This is a genomic window from Pseudomonas typographi, from assembly GCF_014694385.1.
GTDB lineage: Bacteria > Pseudomonadota > Gammaproteobacteria > Pseudomonadales > Pseudomonadaceae > Aquipseudomonas > Aquipseudomonas typographi.
Genome location: NZ_JAAOCA010000011.1, coordinates 24919 through 48887, shown reverse-complemented (window position 1 = coordinate 48887; position 23969 = coordinate 24919). Strand labels below are relative to the sequence as shown.

General features: G+C 62.9%; 10 protein-coding genes and 1 other RNA gene. 9 read left to right on the top strand and 2 right to left on the bottom strand.

Translation table 11 applies throughout. From position 1 onward, the window contains the following. Positions 1-73: 73 nt before the first annotated feature. Positions 74-170, top strand: an RNA gene (gene ffs, locus HAQ05_RS10450) — signal recognition particle sRNA small type. Between the two features lie 86 nt (positions 171-256). On the opposite strand, the gene HAQ05_RS10445 is transcribed toward ffs, so the two are convergent. After that, positions 257-5371 carry an RHS repeat-associated core domain-containing protein gene (locus HAQ05_RS10445; RefSeq protein ID WP_190420144.1) on the bottom strand — a complete coding sequence of 1705 codons (5115 nt, stop codon included), beginning with the start codon at positions 5369-5371 and terminating at the stop codon, positions 257-259. 245 nt (positions 5372-5616) lie between these two features. On the opposite strand from HAQ05_RS10445, the gene HAQ05_RS10440 reads away from it, so the two are divergent. The 8 genes from HAQ05_RS10440 (at position 5617) to HAQ05_RS10405 (ending at position 23341) form a co-directional block, all read left to right on the top strand. Next, positions 5617-7344 (top strand): hypothetical protein, encoded by a 1728-nt coding sequence (locus HAQ05_RS10440; RefSeq protein ID WP_190420142.1) that lies wholly within the window; start codon positions 5617-5619, stop codon positions 7342-7344. Positions 7345-7362: 18 nt separating this feature from the next. Beyond that, entirely contained in the window at positions 7363-14247 is a 6885-nt protein-coding gene (locus tag HAQ05_RS10435; RefSeq protein ID WP_190420140.1) for an RHS repeat domain-containing protein, read from the top strand. Further along, positions 14244-16538, top strand: coding sequence for a hypothetical protein (locus HAQ05_RS10430; RefSeq protein ID WP_190420138.1), 2295 nt, complete (start codon positions 14244-14246; stop codon positions 16536-16538). The genes HAQ05_RS10435 and HAQ05_RS10430 overlap by 4 nt, the downstream gene beginning before the upstream one ends. A gap of 62 nt (positions 16539-16600) precedes the next feature. Next, the gene (locus HAQ05_RS10425) at positions 16601-18643 is read left to right on the top strand and encodes a hypothetical protein (protein ID WP_190420136.1); all 2043 of its coding nucleotides are present in this window, start codon (positions 16601-16603) and stop codon (positions 18641-18643) included. A 153-nt stretch (positions 18644-18796) separates the two neighbouring features. Further along, positions 18797-20986 (top strand): autotransporter outer membrane beta-barrel domain-containing protein, encoded by a 2190-nt coding sequence (locus HAQ05_RS10420; RefSeq protein ID WP_190420133.1) that lies wholly within the window; start codon positions 18797-18799, stop codon positions 20984-20986. Positions 20987-21009: 23 nt separating this feature from the next. After that, the gene (locus tag HAQ05_RS10415) at positions 21010-22443 is read left to right on the top strand and encodes a hypothetical protein (protein WP_190420131.1); all 1434 of its coding nucleotides are present in this window, start codon (positions 21010-21012) and stop codon (positions 22441-22443) included. A 205-nt stretch (positions 22444-22648) separates the two neighbouring features. Then, positions 22649-22999, top strand: a complete 351-nt coding sequence (locus tag HAQ05_RS10410) for a hypothetical protein (RefSeq protein ID WP_190420129.1) — start codon at positions 22649-22651, stop codon at positions 22997-22999. 81 nt (positions 23000-23080) lie between these two features. Further along, entirely contained in the window at positions 23081-23341 is a 261-nt protein-coding gene (locus tag HAQ05_RS10405; protein WP_190420128.1) for a hypothetical protein, read from the top strand. 60 nt (positions 23342-23401) lie between these two features. Here the strand turns inward: HAQ05_RS10405 and HAQ05_RS10400 are convergent, their stop codons facing one another. Further along, a complete protein-coding gene (locus HAQ05_RS10400; protein ID WP_190420126.1) occupies positions 23402-23965 on the bottom strand; it encodes a CesT family type III secretion system chaperone in 564 nt (187 codons plus the stop codon). Between the last annotated feature and the right edge of the window lie 4 nt (positions 23966-23969).

The following is a 23969-nucleotide window of genomic DNA, read 5'->3' as shown; positions in this document are numbered from 1 at the left end:
GTATCCAGCGGCCAAGGCTGTACAATGGCCCCCGCTCGCCGGGCAACCCGGTGAGCATGCGTTATGGTGACCCCGCCGGTCCCCTCGCAATGACCAACCGTGAACCCGGTCAGGCCCGGAAGGGAGCAGCCGCAGCGGTGCCGTCGTGTGCCGGGGTGTGGCTGGTGGGGTTGCCACCCAATCTCCGGGCTTCCTTGCCTATTTCTCTTTGCTCCTTCCAGTCCATACGCTTCGTATTAAAGGCAATGAAAAGTCATCACCTGCGCACTAGTAGTGCAGGACTGGCTGCGGCTGCGGTTAAAATGACGTTAGTCCTGTGGTTGATGTTATTATTGGCGTCCCGGGCGGCGATATCCATATACAGGATGCCCTTCGGCGGAGGTGGCGACTTCTTGTTAGCTAACGGCTTCTCGCTAGGTGACGGCGTCGCGATGTCCGTTCCCGTTGTTATGCTCTCATCGATTGTTGAAGGCGTTGCAGGGATGGTTACCGGAGGCTGGGCGGCACTACTGGCAATTCGCTCGTCCATTAGCTCGTCCAGTCTCGCCATCAGTATCTCATCTCCGGCACTCAGAGGCGAGAGTGAGCCCCTCGGAGATGTTTGGCTGCCTGCCTCTACACCACGGCCCCTAAATGACCAATTACTGCGGGCGCGACCGAAAATGTCCATTTCATCATCCGATATGGGCAAGAGCCTCAGTGACGAGGTGCTGCTGCGCCGGCTAAGGGCCCCCGCACCCTCGGCTGTTTGTACGCCCACATCCGCCGTGCTCACCATTTCCTTGCCCCCCGCCCTTGCCGCCATGCCCGCCGCCTTGCCGGCCAACACCCCGGACGCCACCCCCAAACCGATCCCGGCGAACAGCAACGCGCTGTTATCCGGGTCGATCATCGAGGCGATGCCGGTGCCCAGCGACGCCGCGGTGAGGGCGGCGGCGCCAGCCATGGCCAGCATGGCGCCACCGACCGGGGCGGTGACCACACCCACCACGATCTGCACCAAACTCCAGGCTTCCCAGGCGATGAAGCCCCAGCCAATGGCCTTGAAGATCGAACCGAGCCAGCCGCCGCCTTGCCCCTGTTGTTTCTCCGGCTCCATGTAGTAGGGCAGGTTGCTGGCGTTCCAGATCGGCATCGGCGCATGGCCGCTGGGGTCGTGCAGCATGATCGGGTTGCCTTGGGCGTAACGGTAGGGGTTCAGGCCACCTGCCCCGAACGGGCTTTCGCTGTCGGGAGCGTTGTAGCACATAAGCCCCGGGTCGTATAACCGATAGCCGCGGCCGAGCAGGTAGGCGTCTTGCGCGGCTTCGCGCAACTCGCCATTGAAACCCAAGCCGTGGCTGGCCTGGCCTTCGGCCGTATGCTGGCTGCCGTAGGCACTGTAGACGGCGCGGCTGAGCAGGTTTTGTTCCCATTCGCCCGTCACGCTGCCGGTGCTGTCGGCGAGCAGGGCCTTGGCTTGGCCTGCGCCATCGATGAGCGCCACCGGGGTGCCGGCAGTGCGCAGGTAGCGCTGCACGGTAGCGCCGCTGCGCGTATGGTCTACCGCGTAGCCTTCGTAGAAGCGCTCTTGGCGTTGGCCGTTATGCTCCACGGCGCACAGCGTGCCGTGAGGGTCGTAGTGGTAGGCGCTGCGCCCGGCCGCTGTGGTCAGGGCCAGCAAGCGACCCAGGGTGTCATATTCCAGGGTTGTCTGCTCGTTGCCGCTGCTGCGCCCAGTCATTCGCCCTTGGGTGTCGTATTCGAACGCCTCGGTGAGGGTACGCTTATCGGTCCAAGTGTGCAGAACGCTGGCCAGCTGGCAAGCGTCGCTGGCGGCATAGGTGAATACGCTGGTACAGATGGCGCCGTCTGCCTGGCGGGTCAGCAGGCGGGTAACGTTGTCCAGCGCATCGAGCGCGAACACTTGCTGGGTGTAGGCGGCGCCAAAGCGATCTCGCGGCAGCCAGGCGGCATCGCCAGTGCAGTCGTGCCGGCTCAGGCGGTTGCGTTGGTCGTAGCCAAAGCGCTCGGTGAGCACCGGCGTGCTGGCGCTACCGGCATAGGTGTCGCGGCCGGCCAGGGTACCGTTGCCATGCCAGTGCAGGGTGTACCGCTGCAATGGTTCGCCATCGGCCTGGCGCACCAGGCGGCGCTCGGTTTCGCGGCCGAGGTTGTCGAAGCTGAGCGTGGTTTTGACCCCCGCGCACTGCCATTCGCGAAGGTTGCCGAGCAGGTCGTAGCCCAAGGTCGCAGTCGCTTGGCCGGTGTGGGTTTGCTGCGCCCGGCCACTGGCATCGTAACGCCAGGTACAAGCGCCCACGCCGCTGTCGTCGCGGCTCAAGCGGCGGCCTTGCACGCTATGGGCGTAGGCTGTTTCGTAAGCACCGCCTTGGCGTTTTTCCGAGGTCAGTTGGCCCAAAGGGTTGTACTGGTATTCGCAGTCGATACCGCCGATAGTAGCCGTGCCATTGTGCGCACGGGCTTGCTCCAGGCGCCCGGTCAGGGCGTTGTAAGTAAAGGCATAGCCCTCGCCCGCGCTGCTCACGCTCAGCGGTTCGGCGGTCAGCGCCGGGCGGTAGGTGTAATCCACGGTGCTGCCATCGGCCAGCGTCACTTGCCTGGGTGAGGGGCTGGCGCCGTCATAGGCCCAGCGGGCGGTGCGCCCGCCTTGGTGGGCCTCGGTTACCCGCGCCAATTGGTCGAAGCGGCGGTTGGCCAGGGGCGTGAGGGCGTCCGCGCGGCGGCCGTAGCTCAATTGCTCCAGCAGGCCCTGCGGGCTGTGTTCGGCGTAGCCCTGGCCCACCAGGTCGCCGTTGGGCAAGGTGGTGAGCACCAGGCGCCCCCAGGCATCGTACTGGTAGGCGGTGGTCCGGGTTTCCTGGCCGGGGCCGTTCTCGGTCCAGGTGGCGTACCAGTGTTCTTCGCGCAGCAGCGTGCCAAAGCCATCGTAGTAGTAACGCACCCGTTCAGCGGCGCTGCCGGCCGCATCGTACGCGGTGGTCTCCCAGGCTTGGCCAAGGCCGTTGTAGCGGGTTTCGCGTAGGCCATCGGTGTGCACCTTGGCCTGCGCATCGGTGTACTCCCGCTTACTTCGGCTAACCGGGCCGGCACCGCCGAACGGGCTGGTCTGGTTTACCTGGCACACCCCATCGGCGCCAATGCTGGCGCGCAATTGGCCCCAGTCGTCGTATTCGTGGCGGGTGGTCAAGGCGGCCCAAGTGCCGTCGGCACCGCAGTCGTCGTAGGCGGTTTCTTCCGCCAGTTGCCCAAAGGGGTTGTAACGCCCTTGCCACACCAGGGCAGGGGCCGCTGCCGTAAGGCCGCCGTCGCCTTGGTAGCGCTCTACCGGGCGGCCCAGGCCATCCACTTTGGCCCCGCGGGCCACCCCCGCGGCGCTGGTTTCGTACTGCTCGGCCAAGCCTTGTTCCTGGCTGTGGCCTCGGTAGGCGAACGTGCGCTCAGCCTCGATGTCGCTGCCAGGGGCCACCGCTAAGCTCAGCAGGCGGCCCAGGCCGTCGTAGCGCGAAGCGGTTTCTACGTTGAGGGCATCGACGCTGCGCAGCGTCTGGCCGGTGCGCAACGACTGCTCCACGGCGGTTTGGCTGCCGGTGCCGTCGCTGTTGGTTTGGGTCACCACGGTGTTGAACCTGGCGGCCAGCTCACTGCGCCCCGCCAGCATCATGCCAAATTCAGGCTTGCCGGGCAGCGGCTCATAGGCATTGCTTTGGCTGCTGGTATGGCCCTGGTAATTGGCCGTACGGGTTTTCAACCGGCCAAAACTCAGGGGGTCGGCTGGGTTCTGGTAATACTCGAAGGTCACGGTCTGGCTGTCCAGCGGCGTGGTGTCCTCGGCCTTGGCCAAGGCCTGGGTGGTGACCTGTTCCACCAGCACATAGTGGCTGGCCGCCTGGCTGCCCGGCACCTGCCGGGTCAGGCCCGGGCTCGCCGGCGCTGGCAAGGGCAGGGTGGTGTAACGATAGGCGGTCACCTGCACCGTGCCACCCCCCTCGATGCCCTGGCTGGGGTCTGCGGGTGCCGGCAGGCGCGTGCTGGTCTTCATGTGCCGCACAAAGCCCCAAGGGTCTGGCGGGCAGCCGTCCTCCCCGGTGGCCGCATAGTAGGTGAAGTCGGTCTGGATGCCGCTGGCTTCGATCTGGCTGATCAGGTTGCCGTGTTCGTCGTAGCTGGCGTGGGTGGTTTCTTCGCGCTTTTCTTGGGTGCTGCTGTCGTACCAGGTGCTGGTGACGCCGGCCGGCATTTGAAAGGTGTGGGGCAATTCGTCGAAGTTTTTTCCGGCCAGGTCGCCGTAATGGGTGGTGCGGGTGAACTGGCAATTGCCTTGGGTGGTGACTTCGTTCAACTGCAGGTGAAAGCGGTTATAGGTGCGTTCGATGCGGCGGGTGATCGCACCGTGCGTCTGTGTCATGGTCGCGCCGTATTCATAGTTGCTGCGCACCGCATACAAGGGGTCGGTGCCGTCCTGCGGCCACGTGCTGATTTGGTTGTAGCCGAGAAAATTATGCTCGCCAGTGCTGTAGCGAAACGTTTGTTGCACCGCCTGCGCCTCCCCACCGGGGTGTAATGTGTACTGGGTGACCCGCGGTAAGTCAGGGCGGCCACCAGGCACCTTGTGCACCTCGTGGTAGAGCATTTGCTCCACCGCCCCCAGCGGTTGGGTTACCTTGTTGATGGAGGGGTAATCGTCGTTGCCGTAGTAGCCGAACGACCATTGGCCACCGATGCTGGCCGGCAGTGCCAGGGTTTGCAGGCGCCCGCTTTGGAAGGTCATCTTGTAATAGAAATCGTCTTCTTCGCTGGCTGGGTACAGCAACAAGTCGTTGCCGCTTTTTACGATGCGTAGCAATTCGTTGCCGGCTTCGTCGGTAATGCCTTCCAGGCGCGGGCGGCCGGCATCGTTAACGTACCCCAGGGCGATCCAACGCCCATCGGGGCCTTCGATGAACGTGGGCACCAAGTGGTCGCCAAAGCCTGGATAGTTCAAATGCTCGATCCGCCCGCTGCGGTGCACCACCCGCGCTTGGTTGCTGCTGTCACGGAACAGCCGGAACGATTGCAGCTTGCGCTGCAACACTTGGGGTTCGCCCTCCTGCCCCCCCGTCGGAAAGTGCTCGCCGGTACTCAACGCCAGGGTGCGCGGCGCTGTGCGCTCCAGCCGGCTAAGGCTGGGTGACCAGCCCTGGCCGTAGCCCCAGTCATCCCCGCCCAGCGGGTTGAAGCTCAAGGCCAGGTCGAAGTCGGGGCCGGCTAGCGCATTGGCCGGTGCCATGGGAATGTTCAGGGTGAAGCTGTACAGCCCGGTACGGGGGTCGACGCCGCCATTGGCGAAACTTGCAAAGTTTTGGGTCGCGGAAGACAAGTTTTCAGCCATGGCAGTCACCTGGGTAATATTCAACAAGTAAAGGACGTTATCAACAATCGGCGGTTGCGTACTTATTGGCAGGGAAACAGAGCACCGGGAAGTTGTAAACCTAGCAACCTTATGGGGCGACAAAGTTACACTTAAGGCTTTTTTGAAAACTCCCGTACAGGGCTGTTGCACCTAGTAGATCTGCTAGTTCCGGCTACTTCAAGGTTCTGACACAGTTTGCCCCACAGTTATGTGGAGTGAATGATATGCGCTTGGACTACGCCACCGTCGAAGGCCTGGATATAACCGCGGCCGCCTTGGACCGCCAAGAGAGCAGCGGCAAACCGGTAGTGGTCTGGGTGCAATTCGACGGCCTGGCAACCACCCGGAACGTGGAATTGGTGTGGCAGGTGGCATCGGACGCAAAGGTCATAAGCGACTATCGCCCGGTCATCCAAGTCGACCCTACCGCCCTGGACCCGGCCAAGGGTTTGAAGGTTCCGGTGCCTGCCTCGGAGGCTGTGCCTGGGCCAAACCGCGAAGTCTGGCTTCATTACGTGGCCGACGGGCAGCCGAGCCCGCGCCTTCAGTTCCGCCTTGGCGGCGCCGGGCCGGTGGTGATGGCGCGCCAGGCCTTCGGCTTGGTGATCGTCCCGGATGAGATCACCGAGACAACCCTGCAATGGACGTTACCGCCTTATACAGCGATGGCCGAGGGTGATGTGGCCACCCTGTGGCTGGTCAGCGACCCTGACACCTCGCCATTGCCGTGGGATGAAGAACCCCATACGGTGCTCGCGGCCGAGGTCGGCGCACCGTTGGTATGGCAGGTCGATACCACCTACCTCTTGTTCCCCGTGGATATCCTGGGGGCTCATGTTTCGGTAGTGCACGCCACCCGATCGGGGCAACCAGCCCAGGCCTCAGAATTTGCCATGCAGCACTATCAGGTGCTCATGGTGCAGCCCGCCGACCCCAATTGGTTGCCGGATGCCGAATTGCCAGAGGTGCAAGGCGACATCGTCGACCCAGGCGACCACCCGCAGGGGCTGAGCGTGCGCCTGCCGCTTCCCGCCGGCCTGACGGTCGATGACGCCGTACTGCTGCATTGGCGGGGGGCGGACCGGGCCAGCTCACAGGTGCAATATTGGGCGGTGGACGCCGGCATGCTGCAGGCCCGTGCCATCGACGCCCAGGTTCCTACGCCGGTACTGGCGGCAGGGGTGGGCGGCACGGCGCGGCTGAGTTGGCAGTTCGCGCGCCCCGGGGCGGCGGCGAACAGCAGGGAGCGAATGCTCCAACTGCTTGCAGCGGCCCCTTTGCCGGCGCCTACGGTGCTCGAGGCCAACGACAACGGCGAGGTGGCCGCTGCCCGCGCGACCGCAGGCCTGCGCGTACAAGTGCCGGCATTGCCAGGCGAGGTGGGAAACCTCACCGTACATTACCAGGGCCATCCCGACACGGACCCTTACGCCACGAGCACCCCGGAGGGCGAACGGGTTTTTCGCCTCCCGGCGCAGGTGCTGCCACCGAACATGGGTGCCAACCATTATTCGGTGTATTACACCGCAACCATTGAGGGCCGGCAGCGAAAGTCACCCGCCTATCAATTGAGGATCACACCCCTACCCAGTAGCGCGCTGCAAAACGTGGTGTGCGCCCAGGTGCCAGCCGGCGGGCAGTTGTCGATCCAGGTACTGAGTAACCAACACAACGGCAACGCAACGTTCAGCCAGCGACCTTGGCCTTTCTACGCCCAGGGCCAGCAGGCCAGCATCGTTGCCCAAGGCCTGGCGGCCGCTGGCGGCACGCTGAACCATTACATCTTCAACGGTGTTACCCCTGCCGCACCGGAAGACCTGACCGGCACGTTGCCGGTGAGCTTTCTGCAGACCCTGCGCCGGCCGCAACAACTGGATGTGGATGTGACCGTCCGCTTCGGTGGCGACGCGCCCGCCTTGATCAAAAAAACCTCATTCCAATTGGTGGATTAACCGACACGGGAACCCGCTATGAAACTTGATGATCTGGAAAAAGCATTGGCCGGCAAGAGCTGGACGTTCGCCTGGGATGCGCTGTTGGCCGTCAGCAAGGCACAGTTGGAGCAGTCGCTGTTCCATGCCATCACTCGGCGTGTCGATGCATTTATTCGCCCCTTCAGCGGCACCCTTGAGCACAGCAACGTAGGTACGGCGCGGTTGCGGGCCGGTGGGCTGTGTTTCGGCCCGGCGCAGTTATCGTTCGCCGGCAGCACCTTGCGCCGAGCTGCGGTGCAGGTTCGGGTGCCGCTGGTGGCCGGGAACCTGGTAGAACTGCTTACCGGTGGCACTAGCGCGGGCCTCTCTGCCCTCGACGCGGTGTCGCCCGCCCAAGGCTATTGGTTGCAATGGGAAACCGACCTGCAGGTGCTGCGCCAAGGGTCGAATTTGCAAGTGGTGCTCGACCTGGCGGGCGAGGCGCGCGAGCCGCGCTGCAACCTGTCGGCGCATGCGCTCGAGCAGTCTAGGTTAGGCGAGCAACTGCTGGCGTATCTGCGCAGCGGGCTGGGCACGGCCGCTGCGCCGCTGCCGGTGATGCCGGAGACCCGCTTCCCGCTGATCACCCTGCCGCTCGGGCAGGGTGACTGGTCGGAACCGGCCACCGCCGAGGTGTTGACCTACCAAGCCGGCAGCGACGATGACGGCGCGGTGCTGGTGTTGTTGGCATTCAGCGACCGGGCGGGTGGCAGCCTGCCGGACCCCGCCGCAGGCCTGCCGTACCTGGTGCCGAATGACCAAGCCAATGGGCAGCGCCTTTACCACGCCGCGCTGTTGCTGCGCCAAAGCCCCTATGGGCAATGGCTGGCTGAGGACCAACTGCCGCAACTGCTGAACGAGGCACGTTTCGGTGACCAGCGCTTTGCCGCGGCGGCCCAACGCAAGCCTTTCGACCGCTTGTGGGTGGGGCGCCTGGAGAGCGATGGCAGCCTGCGCCTGGAGCCGTCAACCGCGACCCTGGCGGCAGGCAGCGGCCAGGCATTCGCCCCGCAGGCGGGCCTTGCAACGGCCGCCGGCCTGTGGCAAGCCGGCGGCCAGGTGCATGGCAGCGCTGGTGGGCGGGTGACACAGGCCGGCCAGTACACCGCAGCCAGCCTCGCCGAGCTGGCGGCCGATACCGGTGTGGCGGCGGTGCGGTTGAACCAAAGCAATGGCGAGCGCGAGGAAACCGCCGCCGCCTGGGTATACACCCAAGCCAGTGCCGTCTTGCAACCGGGGCGGGTGTTCGTGCAGCACCTGTATGGCACCCCCGAGGCCTTGAGCCTGCGCGCGGTGGCGCCCGGGCAGAGCGTACAGTGGCACGCGCCCAGCCTGGGCCGTTTGGCTGAGCAAAGTGCCGACGGCAGTGCGCGTTACCAGCCCCCCGCCAGCCTGGGCGACTATGTGGCGGTGGACTACGTCAAGGCAAGCGTGGCCAGTGGGGCAGCCAGCGAAAGCGCGGTGGTGCTGATCGGCCAAGCGCCGGGGTTCACCCTAGCGGAGAATTACGCGCTGAACGTGGCCGCCGGCGACCCGCCGCTGCGCTTCGGTTTGGGCGAGGCCAAGCGGGCCGATGGTCAGACCTTGAGCCTGGCCACGCGGGCCGACGACGATCTCCAGGCCACGGTCGTTAACCCCGAGGGTGGCACGGTGGTGGTCGACGGTGACGATATCGTCTATACCCCACCGGCCATAGTGGTACACCCGGCCGATGTCATCCAAGTCACCCTGGTTATTCGTGGCGGGATCAAGCTTCACAGCCATATCGTGGTGCACACCCGCCCGGCGGCGACCTTCATGCCGGACCATTGGGAGCAATTGGATTACTTCAGGGTTCGCGTGGTGGGCTCGGTTACCCCGTTGCTGGGCACCGCCTACGGCAATGGCTACCAGCAAATACAGGTGCAGGTGGAAATCCGTACCGGAACGGTTATCTACGACGGCCAGGAGTACCACATCCCCATCACCCAGGAAGAGCTCGACAGCCTCGAACTGGTGGATAACCTGAACAACCAGGCTGTGTTCAAGCTGGCCTTGGGCGCCGAAGGGATCGACGACCCGCAAGTGGCGTTGGCCTTATCCCTGGAGCGCAACCGCTATGTGCTCGGTAGCCAAGTGCAGGCCCCCGCGCCCGCCGCCGAGGGCGACCAGGAGCGTACCCGCCGCGCCACCTACTACATTCACGTTCAAGGCAACAAGGCTTATGAGCTGTTCGCCCGGTTCACCGATACGTATTACATCGCCCACGAATCGCGGGGGGTGACGCCGGCCGAAGGCTCGATCACGGTGAAAAGCGAGCCGGCCCCGCAGCCGACGTTCTACCTCGAATACCACCCGCGCAGCGCCGTGATCGCCTGGAAGGGCCGGGTCATCGACAATGGCGAGAACCAGCAGCCGCGTTTCGACTACGGCCTCAGCGATGCCAGCACCACGTATTACGAGTTGTCGGCTTACCGCAACAACCAACTGGTTAAGCTGCTGGAATGCCAGGTCGAGGGTGTGCCGAACATGGCGCGCTGGGAAAGCGAGTTCTGGGCCGAGAGCGGTTTCAGCTACAGCAGTTACGCCAGCCCCAGCGATGGCCGCGGCTATGACCTCGCCCTGAGCGCTGAGTTGTTGGAGCTCAACCAGGCCTTGCGCCCGGGCCTGGCCCAACCCCAGGTGCCGCCGGCCAGCGGCCCGTATCGTGAAGAAATACCGCTGTGGAGCGCACTGCGCCCGGGCGTGACCCCGACCGAAGGCAAGCTGTTGTTCACCCTCGACCAGATGAGCGACATGCCCTGGCAATGGGCCGACGACTTGGGCGAGGCCCAGGTGCAACGGCTGGATGAGCTGCGCCAAGCATTGTCCGCCGAGGTGCCGACCTTTCGGGTGCGCGATGAGTTCGGCACCTTGCACAGCGGCACGCTGGGCTTTCCCCCCGACACCGGTGGCCCGACCAGCAACCGCGACAGCCTGGTGTGGCAGCCGTCGAGGGCCCTGGCCACCCAGGCAGCGCCAGCGGCCTCGGTGCACTCCAATGCGTTCAACTTTCTCAGCTACCTGCAGGGTGGGGTAGACCCGCGCACCGGGCAGTACACGGTCGCCTTGGAACTGCCCGGGGTTGCCGCCAACGACTTGGCGGGCCCCGAGTTGCCGCTGGTGCTGAGTTTCAGCCCGCTCACCCCGCTGGACGCGGGTTTCGGTATCGGCTGGTCGCTGAACCTCAGCCACGTGGACCTGGCCACTGGCGGCTTGGGCAGTGTTCGCTTGGGCAACGGCGAAAGCTATCGCATCACCGGCGCCGACGCCACCAGCCAAGAGCTGTACATGCGCGAGCAGAAGCTGCCCAGCTTTCGCCTATTCAGCTTGGGCGGTAACCAGTATCGCTTGGTGCACCGGGATGGCTTGGTGGAATACCTGGGCAACCCCGGCGCGGGCAGCCTGATGTTGCCATCGCGGATCGAAACGCCGCGTGGCCACGGTGTGCAATTGCGCTACGAAGGGTTCGAGGGCAATGCTCGGTTGGCCAGCATCATCGACGATAGCGGCCGGGTACTGCTGCAACTGGAGCATGGCAGCAGCCAGGCGGTGGTGCGCCTGGATGTGGACGGCAGCAGCGAGGCGGCCCGTTTCATGCTCACGTTCAGCGCGCGGCAATTGGTCGAAATGGCGTTGCCCACCGAAGAGCGGGCCAGTTGGCGCATCGAGTACGACCACATCGGGGCGAACTACGAGTATTTGTGCGTGAGCGAGCTGCACACCCCAGTGGGCGGCCGCGAGGTGATCAGCTACCACAGCCAGGGCCATGGCGTGCCGGGCAATGCCCGCCCGCCGTTGCCCAGGGTGGCCAGCCACATCACCTACCCCAGCGGTGGCGGCGAGGACCGCTTGGAAGTGACCTACGCTTGGTCGAGCAACAACTTCCTTGGCTATAACGCGTTGAATACCTGGAGCGAAGAGGAAGATAACCTCTACGTGCTGTACCGCAGCCAGCAGGCTTACGAATATTCGAGCATAGCCACACAGGTAGGCAGCGGTGTTACCCGTACCGTGACACGCACCTACAACGGCCTGCACTTGCTGACCGAGCAGCAGACCGAACAAAACAACCACGTGCGCACCGACACTACCCGCTACCACTTGATCGCCGGCACGCCTGTGGATCAGCAGCCCGGGCAGTTTCAGCTACCGAAGGCGCAAACGGTGACCTGGCGGGTCGGCAACCAGCGCCAGGCCACCCAAGTGACCGGCACCGACTACGACGAGCACGGCAACCTGCTCAAGGAAACCGCTGAAACGGGCGTGGTGACGACGTACACGTATTACCCCGGTGGCAGTGGCAGCGAGGCTTGCCCTGCCGACCCCTGGGGCTTCACCCGCCACCTCAAGACCACCACCGTCGCCCCCAGCGCGCTCGGGCAACCTGGCGCCCCAGTGCGGGTAACCACGACCACGTACCGGCAGGTGCCGGGCCTGGCCAGCGCCGATGCCAAGGGCGAGGTATTACCCGCCAGCGAGGTGTTGGCCGAACAGGGCCAGGCGCAAGCCCTGCGCAGCAGCACCTACGCCTATTACACAGACAGCGCCGACAGCCTTACCCTCGGCCGCTTGCGGGAAACGATCGTAACCTATGGCACGTTCGCCACTACACAGGCGTTGGTGTACCAGAAGCTCGACGGCCAGTGGGGTGTGGGCACGGTGCTCAAAACCCAGCAAACCACCACAGGGCATGACGGCACCACCAAGGTCAACTACAGCGAGCAGTCAATCCTCAATGGCCTGATGCTGCTTGAACGCGATGAGCAGAGCGAAGGCCAGGACATCGACGTGCGCCGGCATTATGACCGCTTGCAACGCGTGGTCGAGGAAACCATTGCCCCCGGCACGGAGCAAGAGGCCACCAAGCACTACGCCTATGGTTTGGTCAGCGCGGCGGGCCAACGCGGCTGGCAGGCGGTGACCGATGTGAAGGGCCTGCGCGAGGTCACCTGGGTCGACGGCCTGAACCGCCCGGTGCAGGTAGACCGTTACGAGCCAGGCAGCCAGCAGCCGCTGCAAACCTACAGCGCCACCTACGACCGCCTAGGGCAACTGGCCAGCGCCCGCGAGTTCGATGACTGCCTGGCCCAAGGTCAGGTGCTGGAGCTGCCTGAGCGTTACGAATATGACGACTGGGGTGAACGCAGCGTGACGGTTACCGCCGACGGCGTTAGCCAGCATGACCGTACCGAACCGCGCAGCCTGGCCGACGTACCGGCGGCCACCCAGGTACAGATCCAGTCGCAGCAAGGCGGCAACCTGCGCAGTGGGGTGCAGGTCACTTGGCTCGACGCCTTCGACAACCCTTTGCGGGTGGAGCGCTACGAAAGCGCCGAAGACCACGAACAGGGCAGCCGCCCCTACAGCACCCAGCAGTACGCCTACGATGGGCTCGGGCGTAAAACACGAGAAATCGACGCCGGAGATTTCGAAACCCAGTTCGAATACGACGCCTTCGACCGCAACGTGCTCACGGTGCTGCCGGGTAACACTCAGGTCATCCGTGAATATGCCGCCCACAGTGACCAGGACTGGCCCACCTCCATCAGCGTGCGCATTGGCAGCCAAACTAAACTGCTCGGCACCCAGGCCTTCGATGGCCTGGGCCGGATGACCGAAGCGGTGACCGGCGGGCGTAAGCGCGCTTTTACCTACAAAGGGGGCGAAACCCGCCCCACCCGCGTGCTGACCCCCAGTGGGGCGACACTGGAATACCAGTACCAGCCACGCTTGGGCGACCAACCGATCTTGCGAAGCGTGCCGGGGGCCACGGGCAAGCAGGCTGCGCCCTTGACCGAATACTATGACTACGACCCCCTGGACGCGCGCCTGGTCGCGTGCCGCCAGGGCAGCCAAGAAGTGCTCAAACGCCAGTACCACAGCAATGGCCGGCTCAAGACCGAAACGCGCCTGCATGGCGGTGAACCCTTGAACATGGCCTATAGCTACAGCGTGGGGGAACGGCTGCTGAGCTACACCGACGTCGTCCAGCAGGTGCAAACCTACCAGTACGACAGTGCCGGGCGCCTGGCCAAGACCGAACTGGGCAGCCTGGCCTGCACCCTGGGCTACGATGCCTTGGGCCGGCCGGCATCGGTTGCCGCCACCGACAGCAGCAGCCGCTTGACCACCTACTTGGGTTACGACGCTTTTGGCCGTGAAGTCGAACGGCGTTTCCAGTACGCCGACGGTACCGATGTGCTCACCCAGGCTTACGATGCCCTCGACCGCATTACCAGTAAAACCCTGCGCGACGGTGAAGGTGAAAACGCGCCGCTGCTGCGCAAGGAAACCTTCAAATATGATCAACGTGGCCACCTCAGCCAGTACGACTGCGAAGGGCCAGAGAAGCCGCAGGACCCTTATGGCCACCCCATCACCCGCCAGGTATTCGCCGTGGACGGGCTGGACAACCACACCCGTGTGCTGACCAGCTGGGACGGTGGGCAGAACGTCGCCACCTATACCTACAGCGAGGTGGACCCGGCGCAACTGGTGCGCATCGGCAATACCGGCCAAGGCTACCCCACGGCGGTCGAGTTGGCCTATGACGAAGACGGCAACCTGCTCAACGACGAATGGGGCCGTGCCTTCGACTACGACCCATTGGGCCGCCTGGCCTCGGTCAGCGCTTTGCAGGGCGAAAGCCCCAGCTACTACCACTACGACCCACTGGATGCCATCAGCGCCCGTAGCGAACAGGCAGATGGAGCCCCTCTAGAAGGCCGGTTCTATCGCGACGGCCAATTGCACACCCTGCTTGAACAAGGGCAACCGACCACGATTGTACGCGCCGGCGAGCATTTGATTGCCGAAGTGGGCACGCCCGACAAGACCCCACCGAGGAGTACCCAGCCATGAGCACCACCTACCAGACCATCGACCAATTACTGCCCTGGTTTCGCGAAAGGTCCCGGACCTTCGGGTGGGATGCGATCATGGCATTGGACCGTGACCAGTCCAACCATGTATTAACTCAGGAATACATCAAGCGCTTCGGCACCGGAGACTATGTACAACCGATCAGCCAGGTGACAGAGGGCACCGGCAATTTTCAGCAATTGGTCGGTTATCGCTTCGATAAGCCGAGGGTATCGTTTGAGGCGGCCAGCCTCGACGACGGCAGGATCAATGTGACGTTGCGCGCAGTAGGCGGCACTTACTTGCTCTGGACCGGTGTGAGCTTGAACACGGCCGCGCTGACGCGCATTGACAAGATCGACCCCTTCGCGGGCCACACGTATACCGCGACCTCGGAACTGAAAGATAACCCGCTGCAACTACATGACCGCCAAGTAGTCTTGGACCTGAAAGATGGCCAGGATCCGAAGCTCGACAGCACGGAGTTCCCGGCAGAGCAAACGGTGACCGGCCAGTTCATCCTTGAGCAGTTCAAGGCCATGAGCGATTCACAAACCCGGTTTGAACTCAGCCGGTTGCGGTACAACGATAACGACTTGATACAGCCGGAAAGCCTGCGAATTCGTACCCAGGCCGCGCCTGGGGCGAAACTGGCCACCAGCACAAACTCAGGTGACGGCGCGGTGCTGGTTTTCGTAGCAATGAAGGGCGGCAGCGTGGGCACGCTACCCACCGAGGGAAGCTCCGACTGGCGGTATTTGCTCGACCCGGCATCACATTCGGCGTTGTTGGTCATTGCCAACAAGTTTCTGCTCAACAGCATTGCCGGGCAAGGCATGCGTTCGCTGCAAAGAATCAACGGCGCCAATGGCACACGGGACGCGTTCGAGCCGCATGTAGATAAGGTCGGAGAGTTTTACCGGGTGGGCATGCAGGATGAAGCATGGTGGCAGTCTGAGGGGGTTGAAGACCAAGAAGCCGGGTTTAATGTCAGTTGGGTCATTATCGCGTTTCCCTTCAACGTTCAAGGGGCCTCTGACCGCTGGTTGCTAGGGCAACTGGAGTTCCATGTGACTGGCGATGTACTTCAGATGAAGTGGGCGGGCCAAACTTTCCAGTTCAAGGCCAATATTCGAGAAAATGGAGCGCTACGGGGCATTGTTTCTGGTAAATCGAGTTTCGATTATTCGACGCCCTTTCGCATGACGATTGAGGGTTCCACGATATCGTTCCAACCTGAGCTTGCGCCGGTTCAGGTTCCCAGCGTGGATCATTCCCTTACGCCCGAGCAGTGGAACGCGTTCAAGGCGGCGTTTGCCTCCCGGGTCGAGGACATTCGCCGCTCGACGGCTAGTGCGTTCACCGGGGCCCTGGCGAACGTGAACACCGCTCACCTTTCGAATTTGCTGTTCAGCAGCGATGTACCCCTGGCCCTTAAAGGCGCCAAGATGCCCGGCGATCTGATCATCTATGGAGACATCAGCCCAGAGCTGACCAGCTTTACCCTTACACCGAGCGAAGTGTCGGTGATGGTAGGCGGCAATCACACCTTCACGTGGTCCGGGAATATCAAACCCACCTTCACCCTGGAATGGGCCGACGGCGAAGGCAGCGACCTGGGCAGCATCGATGCTAATGGCAAATACACCGCGCCCGCGACCCTTGCCGCGCCCCGGGATTTTGTACGCGTGCGGGTGGTGGCCAAAGCTGGCAGCGCTACCAGCTATGCGCTGCTAACCGTGGCCGCGCGGGGTATCAACGCCAACCCGCTGGTGCAGATCGTCAGGCCAGGCGCCACGGCGCAGCCGCTGCGTGGGGCGGCTTTGGGCGGCGGCAAGGTCAGTTGGCAGTCGAGTCTGGGGGCGACCTTCACCGAACAGGCCGACGGCAGTTTCACCTACACCCCACCGGCCAGCTTTGAGGGCAACGTGGCGGTAGATGAAATCACTGCCAGCAATGGGGGGCATAGCACCAAATGCTACGTGGTGAACATTCAGACCGAACTGTTCACCCTGTATATCGACCGTGCCGGCAGTGATCTGGGCAAACGCCAAATCAAGGTGGTGTTGCCCTCGGCTATCGCGCGAGCGCCGGATGAGTACGGTTGGTCAGTGATCGCCGGTGGCGGTTCGATCACGGCCAGTGATTGGGAGGATATGACCTACCAAGCACCTGCCACCGGCTCGCTGCCCTTTGCGCTGATCGAGTTACTTGAGGAAGTGCGTGGCAGGAAGAGTTATGGCTACGCGCTGATCCCCCAGCCTGTGGAACTGCTCGCATTGCCGGCCTGATCGGCGTCCCGCGGCCGATGCAGCAGGGCGGCCGCTCCGTTATACCTGCCAGGAGTGTTCAGATGAGCAAAAGCAAACCAGTACCCATGTCTCAGAGCGTCAGGGATTCCATTGCACAGCAATATCGAACCGGCGCTACCCTGGCTGCCGGCGGCCCGCTGCTCACCGTGGCGGACGATGTCTATGCCGACAAGGCGCGCGGCATTTTGAAGGTCAGCGCGTGGGCCCAAGGCCTTGAGGTGATCGTACAGCCTTGGGAAAACGGCTTCCCGATCGTGACCTTGATTATCGAGAAAAAAAGCGGCAGCAGCGGCTGGCAAGAAGTCTATTCCGAGGAAATGTTCGGCGGGTTGACAGCGCCGTTCCACTACACGATCCCGATCGACGACCTTATACCGGATGGCACGTTGGAAGTGCGCGGCACCATCGATATAGGCGAGCGTTACGATGGGGAGGTCACGACACTGGTGTTCGATAGTACGCCACCCTACCGGGACAACCCCGCGGGGCGTTACCCGACCAAGCCAAGCATTGTAGAGACCATCATCACCCAGGCGTATCTTGATGCCAACGGCAGCACGGTGAAAGGAACGGTTCCCGGTTACCCCGACCATGATCAGGGCGACCAGCTGTTCATCTATTTGGAGAAAGAGTTACCAGAGCCAGGTGACCAGTTGGCGCCGGTTTGGCACGGCGCCGCCCTCGCCACGGCTACCCCCTTTGAGGTGACCGAGGCCGCGCTTCAAGGCAAAGCCGACGGCGAGTATTATCTGGTTTACATATTGGTCGATGTGGCGGGCAATTACTCGGAGTTCTCCTGGACCGAGAAAATTGACCTGTTGCGCGACCCGCTCCCGGTCACCCTGGCCGCGCCCAATGTGCCGGCCGCCGACCCTACGATCGACGTGGGCGACATACGCAGCCACAACGTTTCGATCGAGATTGAACCCTATACCGGTGCTCGCGTCGGCGATTGGATCGCGGCGGATTGGGACGGCGACCCCTTCGCTGAAACGCCCGTTCCTCCGACGCTCAAGACCGTGATTTCGGTGGCTTCAGATTACTTCGTGCCGGTGGCGGGGCAACAAACGACTGCGGACGTGGCGTACCAAGTGCGGCGGCTGCGTTGGCAGTCGACGCAATCGGCCATCAAGTCAGTGGCTATCGACCTGCGCGTACCGGGGCCGGAAAACCCTGGTTGGCCGGGCCCCAACCCAGACCTGGACACGGTGACGTTCAGAAGCGCCAGCGGCGCGGAAAACGTGGTCGGCCCCGCCGACATCGGCCAGGATGGCACGTTGGAATTCGAGATCTACGAAGACGCCCGAGTTGGCGAAATCATGCGCTTTTATTGGGATGGCAGGGAAATTGGCAGTGGTTACACGGTGGAGGCCAGTGACAACCCGGGCGAGGCAAAGACCTACCCAGTGCCTTGGGCAGACCAGTACCTCTCTGTCGGCCAAGATGAAGCGCAGGTGCATTACCGCATCTTCGACCCCGGTTTGCCGGAAGAAAACTACCAGCAATCCGAGCCTACCGCCGTGGATACCTCAGCGTTGCCGCTCACCTTGCCGCAGATGACCGCGCCCGACGCTCGGGAATATAGCGGTTTCAAGTGGCTCTACTGCAGCCATCTAAAAGACCCTGCCAACCCCACGGGCCCGCAGCCGGTGGACTCCGCCGAGGCCGCCATCCGTATTTGGATACCTGACGTTTCCGTAGCGCCCTATAACCTTGGGCCGGGCGAGACGTTGACGCTTTATTGGAAAACCTTCCTCTATGAGGATACCGGTTTGCCTGAGCAGCCGGGCAGCCCGATCACTCCGGACGGTGAATTCAGTGAAACGCATACGCTGGCGCCGGGAGAAGAGAAGGGCTTTTTCTGGTACGTGCCTTATGAGCCCTACGGCCGTGTCACCGCTTACCCGGATACACCGGCCCCGCCGCAATCTACCGAGCGATGGGCGTGGGCCCAGGTGCATTACACCGCTCAGGTCAGCGGTAAAGCGGCCGCTTCAGCCCCAACCGATGACTTGCTGACCGTATTCATTCTGGCGAGTACTGGCTGTTATGCCGAAACGTTGGGGCTTCCACCATCGAATTAAGACTTCTCTGAAGGATAATTAAATAAGGCGCCGATATTGTGTCCGGCCGTTACATATTAGCGCTTTATATGAGGATGCATCATGGGAAGGCTTCAGGCTGCTGTTTGCCCACTCGCCAGGCATATACGCTTGGCGGTATTGGCTTCATGTTCGATGGGGGCGCTCCCGGCGCTGGCCATCGAAGATGTCGTCAGCGACCGGACCATCGATGCCAGCACGCCGGCCGACCGCTACACGGTGCGCGCCGGGGCAACATTGACCGGCAACCAGGCCAACTTGGTAAGCGTATCGGCCAACGCTGGAAGCGGCCTGGTACTGGACGGCGGAAGCGTTGACTCGCGCAGCAGCACACTCAGCTTTGGCATCCTCGGCCAATCGGCGGATATCAGCCTCAATAATGTGCAGGTCGAAGGCCGCCAGACTGGCGTGCAACTGACCGGCAACGCCAGCAACCCCGCCCAGGCCAGTATTACCGGAGGGCGTGTGGCTGGCCAAAACTTCGGCCTGCAGATGCAGGCCGCCTATACCGTGTACGTGAATGGCACCACAGTAGAGGGTCGTGACCGTAGCGCGTTACTTGCCTACGGCGGGCAATTGACGGCGGTGGGCGCCACCTTCATTGGCCATGACAGTGCTGTATTGGCCGCGGATTCCAGCAACAGCGGCAGCGGCCCTAGCTTGGCTTTTTATGGCAGTACCCTGCAAAGCAGTAACGGCGCAGCGATCCAGATAGGGATGCCGGGCTTTGCCACCCATGCCGATGTGTTGATCGCCGATGGCAGCCGCCTCAGCGGCGAGGGCGGGCGCTTGGTCGATGTGCAGGCCGGGAGCTTGGCAAATGTGGCCGTGCTGGGCTCGGCGCTCGAGGGCAACCTGCTCGCCGGCGACAACGCCGAGCTGAGCGTTACCCTCGGCCAGGGGGCCAGCCTTACCGGCGACATCCTGGCCGCGGCCAGCGCCAAGGCCAACCTGAACATGGCCGACGGCGCGCTGTTCACCGGCCGCCTGGAGAATGTCGCGGATGTGAGCCTTGCCAATGGCGCCACCTGGCAATTGGTGGAAGACACCACCCAGCAAAACCTCACCCTCAATGGCGGCGTGGTGCGCCTGGGCGACGACAGCGCCTACCGTACCTTGACCTTGGGCCAGTTGTCCGGCAACGGCGGCCGGTTCGACCTGAGGACCAACTTCGCCACCGGCGAAACCGACTTTATCGACGTGACCGGCAGTTCCAGCGGCAACCATGTATTGAACGTAGCCAGTAGCGGTAGCGATGTGGGTGTCGAGCGTATCCATGTGGTGCACACGGCCGACGGTGGCGCTGATTTCACGCTGAACAACGGCCGGGTCGACCTCGGTGCATGGAGCTACCAACTGTTGAGCGAGAATGGCAACAGCGATTGGTACCTGGACAGTTCCAGCCAAGAGGTCAGCCCGGGTGCCGCATCGGCCCTGGCCCTGTTCAACTCGGCACCGAGCGTCTGGTACGGGGAGATGACCACCTTGCGCAGCCGCATGGGTGAAATCCGCCGCGACGCCAGCCAAACGGGCGGTTGGGTACGCACTTACGGTAACAAGTTCAACCTGGCCGGCGGCGGTGGCATTGGTTACCGGCAGTTGCAACAGGGGCTGTCGTTCGGTGCCGATGCTCCCGTGGCGCTGGGTGATGGCCAGTGGCGGCTCGGCGTGATGGGCGGCTACAGCCAATCCAGCCTCGACCTGCAGCGAGGCACCAGCGGCGAGGTCAAGAGCTTCTATATCGGCGCGTATGGCACCTGGAGCGATGAGGCCAGTGGCTATTACATCGATGCTGTGGTCAAGGCCAACCGGTTCCGCAACGAGGCCAAGGTGGCCCTGAGCGACGATACACGCACCGAAGGCGATTACAACAACCTGGGCCTCGGCACCACGCTGGAGTTTGGCCGCCGCCTGGCGCTGAGCGAGGGTTGGTTCGTCGAACCCTATGCACAATTGGCGGCGCTGACCGTGCAAGGCCGTAGTTTTACCCTGGACAACGGCTTGCATGCCGACGGCGACAGCGCGCGCTCCTTGCTGGGCAAGGCCGGGGCTACGCTGGGCCGGCGCATCGAGCTGGGCGAAGGGCGCAGCGTACAGCCTTACGTGCGCGCCGCTTATGCCCATGAGTTTGCCAAGCGTAACGACGTATCGATCAACGACAACCGCTTCAACAATGATTTGTCCGGCTCGCGCGGCGAGTTGGGCGCAGGCCTTGCCGTGAACCTGAACGAACGTGTGCAGGTGCATGCCGACTTCGACTATGCCAAGGGCGAGCGGGTTGAGCAGCCCTGGGGCGTAAATCCAGGCGTACGTTATCTCTGGTAAGGCCCCCACCCGGAGGCACTGAAATGCGTAAAGACTACGGGCCCACCCTGCAAGTGCCGCGTATCGACGGTTTGTTGCCGGCCGATGACGATGGCAAGGTCAACCTAGTGCCGGTGGGGTTGCTCGCTGCGCCCGTGGCGGTGTTGGTTCCAGCCTGGAGCAATGGCCCAAGCCCGGGGATAGGGCAACAGCGTTTGGACCTGTTCCTGGGTAGCAAGCGGGTGTACCAGCAGGAGTTGGAACAGCCTTTCGGTGCCCAACTACGGTGCGAGGTGCCGGCGGCCGAGTTCATCCATGGTGTTCATGAGCTGCGCTATGACGTTTATCTTTATGTGCGCGACGAAACCGAAAACAGCCAGACCTTGCCGCTGACCGTGGATCGGATCGCGCCGGCCGCCAATGGCTTAGGGGAATTGGTGTTCCCGGCGCAGGTGCTAAGCGGGGGTGTGACCGATGCCTGGCTGCAGAGCCACGGCGACGCGCTGAGCGCTACGTTCCCGAGCTACTCGGAGCAAGAGGTCAGCGACCAGGTCGTTTGGTACTGGGACATCGCTGGGCAACGCCAATGGGAAGCCGGGCGCGCACGGCTCGACCAGCTTAGCGCCAGCCACACCCTGGTATTTCCCGGCGAATTGATCCGCGAGCGAGGCGACGGCTCAGCCCAAGCCTATTACCTACTGCGCGACCGTGCTGGCAATGAATCCAGCCTGGCCTGGCCGGTGTCGCTGCGGGTCGACGCTCAACCCGTGCCGCGGGTGTTACCGGCGGCGCAGGTGGTTGGGGCCACTGGCAGTGGCGCGGAGCAAACACTCAAAGCCACCCTGGCGTTGAGGGGGGCCACCGTACGGGTGCCGGCCAGTGCCGTGATCCAACCGGGCGAGCACGCCGTGCTGCACTGGGGGCGCCCCGGGGAGGCGGGCTACCGCAAGCTCGACCCGGCTATCGCGCCGGGCGACAACCCCATACCGGTTGAAGCGGTGGCCGCCTACCTCGATGGCCAGGCGCAGGTCAGCTACCAGGTGATAGACGCCGAGGGCCAAGCGTTCGATTCCGACGCATTGGCCCTGGCGGTACAGGCGGACTTCCCCCTTCGCGCGCTCGATTGCCTGGAGTTGCGTGGCAAGGACGCCCTTACGCTCGGCCAATTGCCCAGCGCGGGCGCTACGTTGTACCTACCCGCCTGGGCCATGATGGTGGCCGGGCAGACGCTCAAGGTATCGATCACCGGGATCGACGCCGCTTCGAACCAGTCCCGCGAGGCGGTGGTGGTCGCTGGCCGCGCGGTCGCCGCCGCCGAGGTTGGCGGGAACATCACGGTAATGTTGCCGCTTGCCGCGCTGTCGGGGTTCAAGCCCCAAGCCCAGGCCGATATCCAGGGCTGGGTCAGTTTCAATGGCAGCAATGAATGGCCCCGGGCGAAGGCATTCGGCAAGTTGACGCCAAAATTGGTGCCCTGAACGCACCGCCGGTTTTTCGACAGTTTCGCTGAGTAAACACTCCAAAAGCGCCCCGTGGGGCTTTTTGACGTCGGAACCCCGTCTATTTGGCGGCGGTTTTTGGCGTAGGCCAACCTTTCGTCAGCACAACGGGGGTGGCAAAATGATTCCGCACTTTTTTGCAGTAGCTTGGTCTTTGTCGTGAGTTTAACCAAGGACGTTGATCATGCGTACGATGCTTGCTTTGCAACTCGGTGTTTCGTGTGTGTTAGCCATGGCCTGTATGGCCGCCCATGCCCAAGGGAATCTTCGCGATTCGGGGTTCGATGAAGGCATCACTGCCCGTTGTATGTGGGGCAAGAGCATTGCCGGGATGGCCCAAGAGAAATATTTGGCCGGCGTCTCGCGCAAGGAGTTTCTGGTGTCGCTGGATCAGATGCACTACGCCCGCGCGTGGATGCCGCGCATGACCCAAGCGATCGCCGACAACGTGTACCGCAGCAACTCTAGCTCAAGCGTCTCGATCGTTCAGGAGCAATACCTCAACGATTGCCGCCAGTACTACCTGGCTAAGTGACGGCGCGCATTTACAAGGCTCCGTGGGTGCTTCATATTTCACCGTTTGGTGAAACCTGATTTGCTTACGGAGTACCTGCGCGTGGAACAGTCACCCGGCCAGCCGTTGGATACGGTGTATATCGTGCGTATCGACGGCACCCGCTTCGGCCCCTTCGCCACAGCGTTGGAGCCAAGCAAGGCGCTGATCTGGGAAGTGACGCTCAATGCCGGGGCGGGCGATGTGCTGGAGCACCATAAAGGGCCGGGCCAGGTGGAGGTGTACGCCATCACCAATACCCACTTCCAGCCCAAGATGGAGGGCATCGAGGCTCACTACACGCTGCGCCTGCGCACGCTGTGATGGCATGGCCACGGGCCTGCGGGTAGCACCGGTGAACGCGACATCGGTAACGCTCACGCGTTAATTGCGTGGGTGGCTGGCCGTGGCCGACGGGTTTGCGGGCTCGACCGCCCGTTGGCGTGGTGGGGGCGTATTCGAAACCTTATCACGGGATTGCCTAACGAGTTTTTCCTCAAGGTTGTTGATACTACTGGCCGGCTTATGCGGCGTATTAATGGCGCGCGTCGCTACTGGCTGTTCGAGCCATTGCTGGATGCCCCTGGCGCGGTCACAAAAGCGTTCGAACAGGTTAATTAATGCAGATGCCTCCAACTGGCCCAGCCATTCTTGCGCCCATAGGATGATACTTTTGCTGTCGGCGACCGCGCTGATTTGCAATGCCGGAAAATCATCTGCAAATATATTTTGCTGTAAAAGTTGCCACAGTAGGCTATTTTCTTCATCCGACCTTAGTTCGCCCAGCCTGGCAACCAGCAACAGGCGCTCTTTCAACACGCCGGTGATTTGCACGGTGATATCTTTGAACTCCAGTTCGTAGGTGTCTTCTAGCCCTGAACCTTCTGAAGCGACATTCAGATACTTCAAAAGGGGGGCAACCGTTTCATGAAATTTTTTTGGCGACACGGTG

Coding starts and splice junctions, on each gene's coding strand:
- HAQ05_RS10425 (WP_190420136.1), top strand. CDS start 16,601: ATGAGCAAAAGCAAACCAGTACCCATGTCTCAGAGCGTCAGGGATTCC.
- HAQ05_RS10445 (WP_190420144.1), bottom strand. CDS start 5,371: ATGGCTGAAAACTTGTCTTCCGCGACCCAAAACTTTGCAAGTTTCGCC.
- HAQ05_RS10410 (WP_190420129.1), top strand. CDS start 22,649: ATGCGTACGATGCTTGCTTTGCAACTCGGTGTTTCGTGTGTGTTAGCC.
- HAQ05_RS10420 (WP_190420133.1), top strand. CDS start 18,797: ATGGGGGCGCTCCCGGCGCTGGCCATCGAAGATGTCGTCAGCGACCGG.
- HAQ05_RS10415 (WP_190420131.1), top strand. CDS start 21,010: ATGCGTAAAGACTACGGGCCCACCCTGCAAGTGCCGCGTATCGACGGT.
- HAQ05_RS10430 (WP_190420138.1), top strand. CDS start 14,244: ATGAGCACCACCTACCAGACCATCGACCAATTACTGCCCTGGTTTCGC.
- HAQ05_RS10435 (WP_190420140.1), top strand. CDS start 7,363: ATGAAACTTGATGATCTGGAAAAAGCATTGGCCGGCAAGAGCTGGACG.
- HAQ05_RS10440 (WP_190420142.1), top strand. CDS start 5,617: ATGCGCTTGGACTACGCCACCGTCGAAGGCCTGGATATAACCGCGGCC.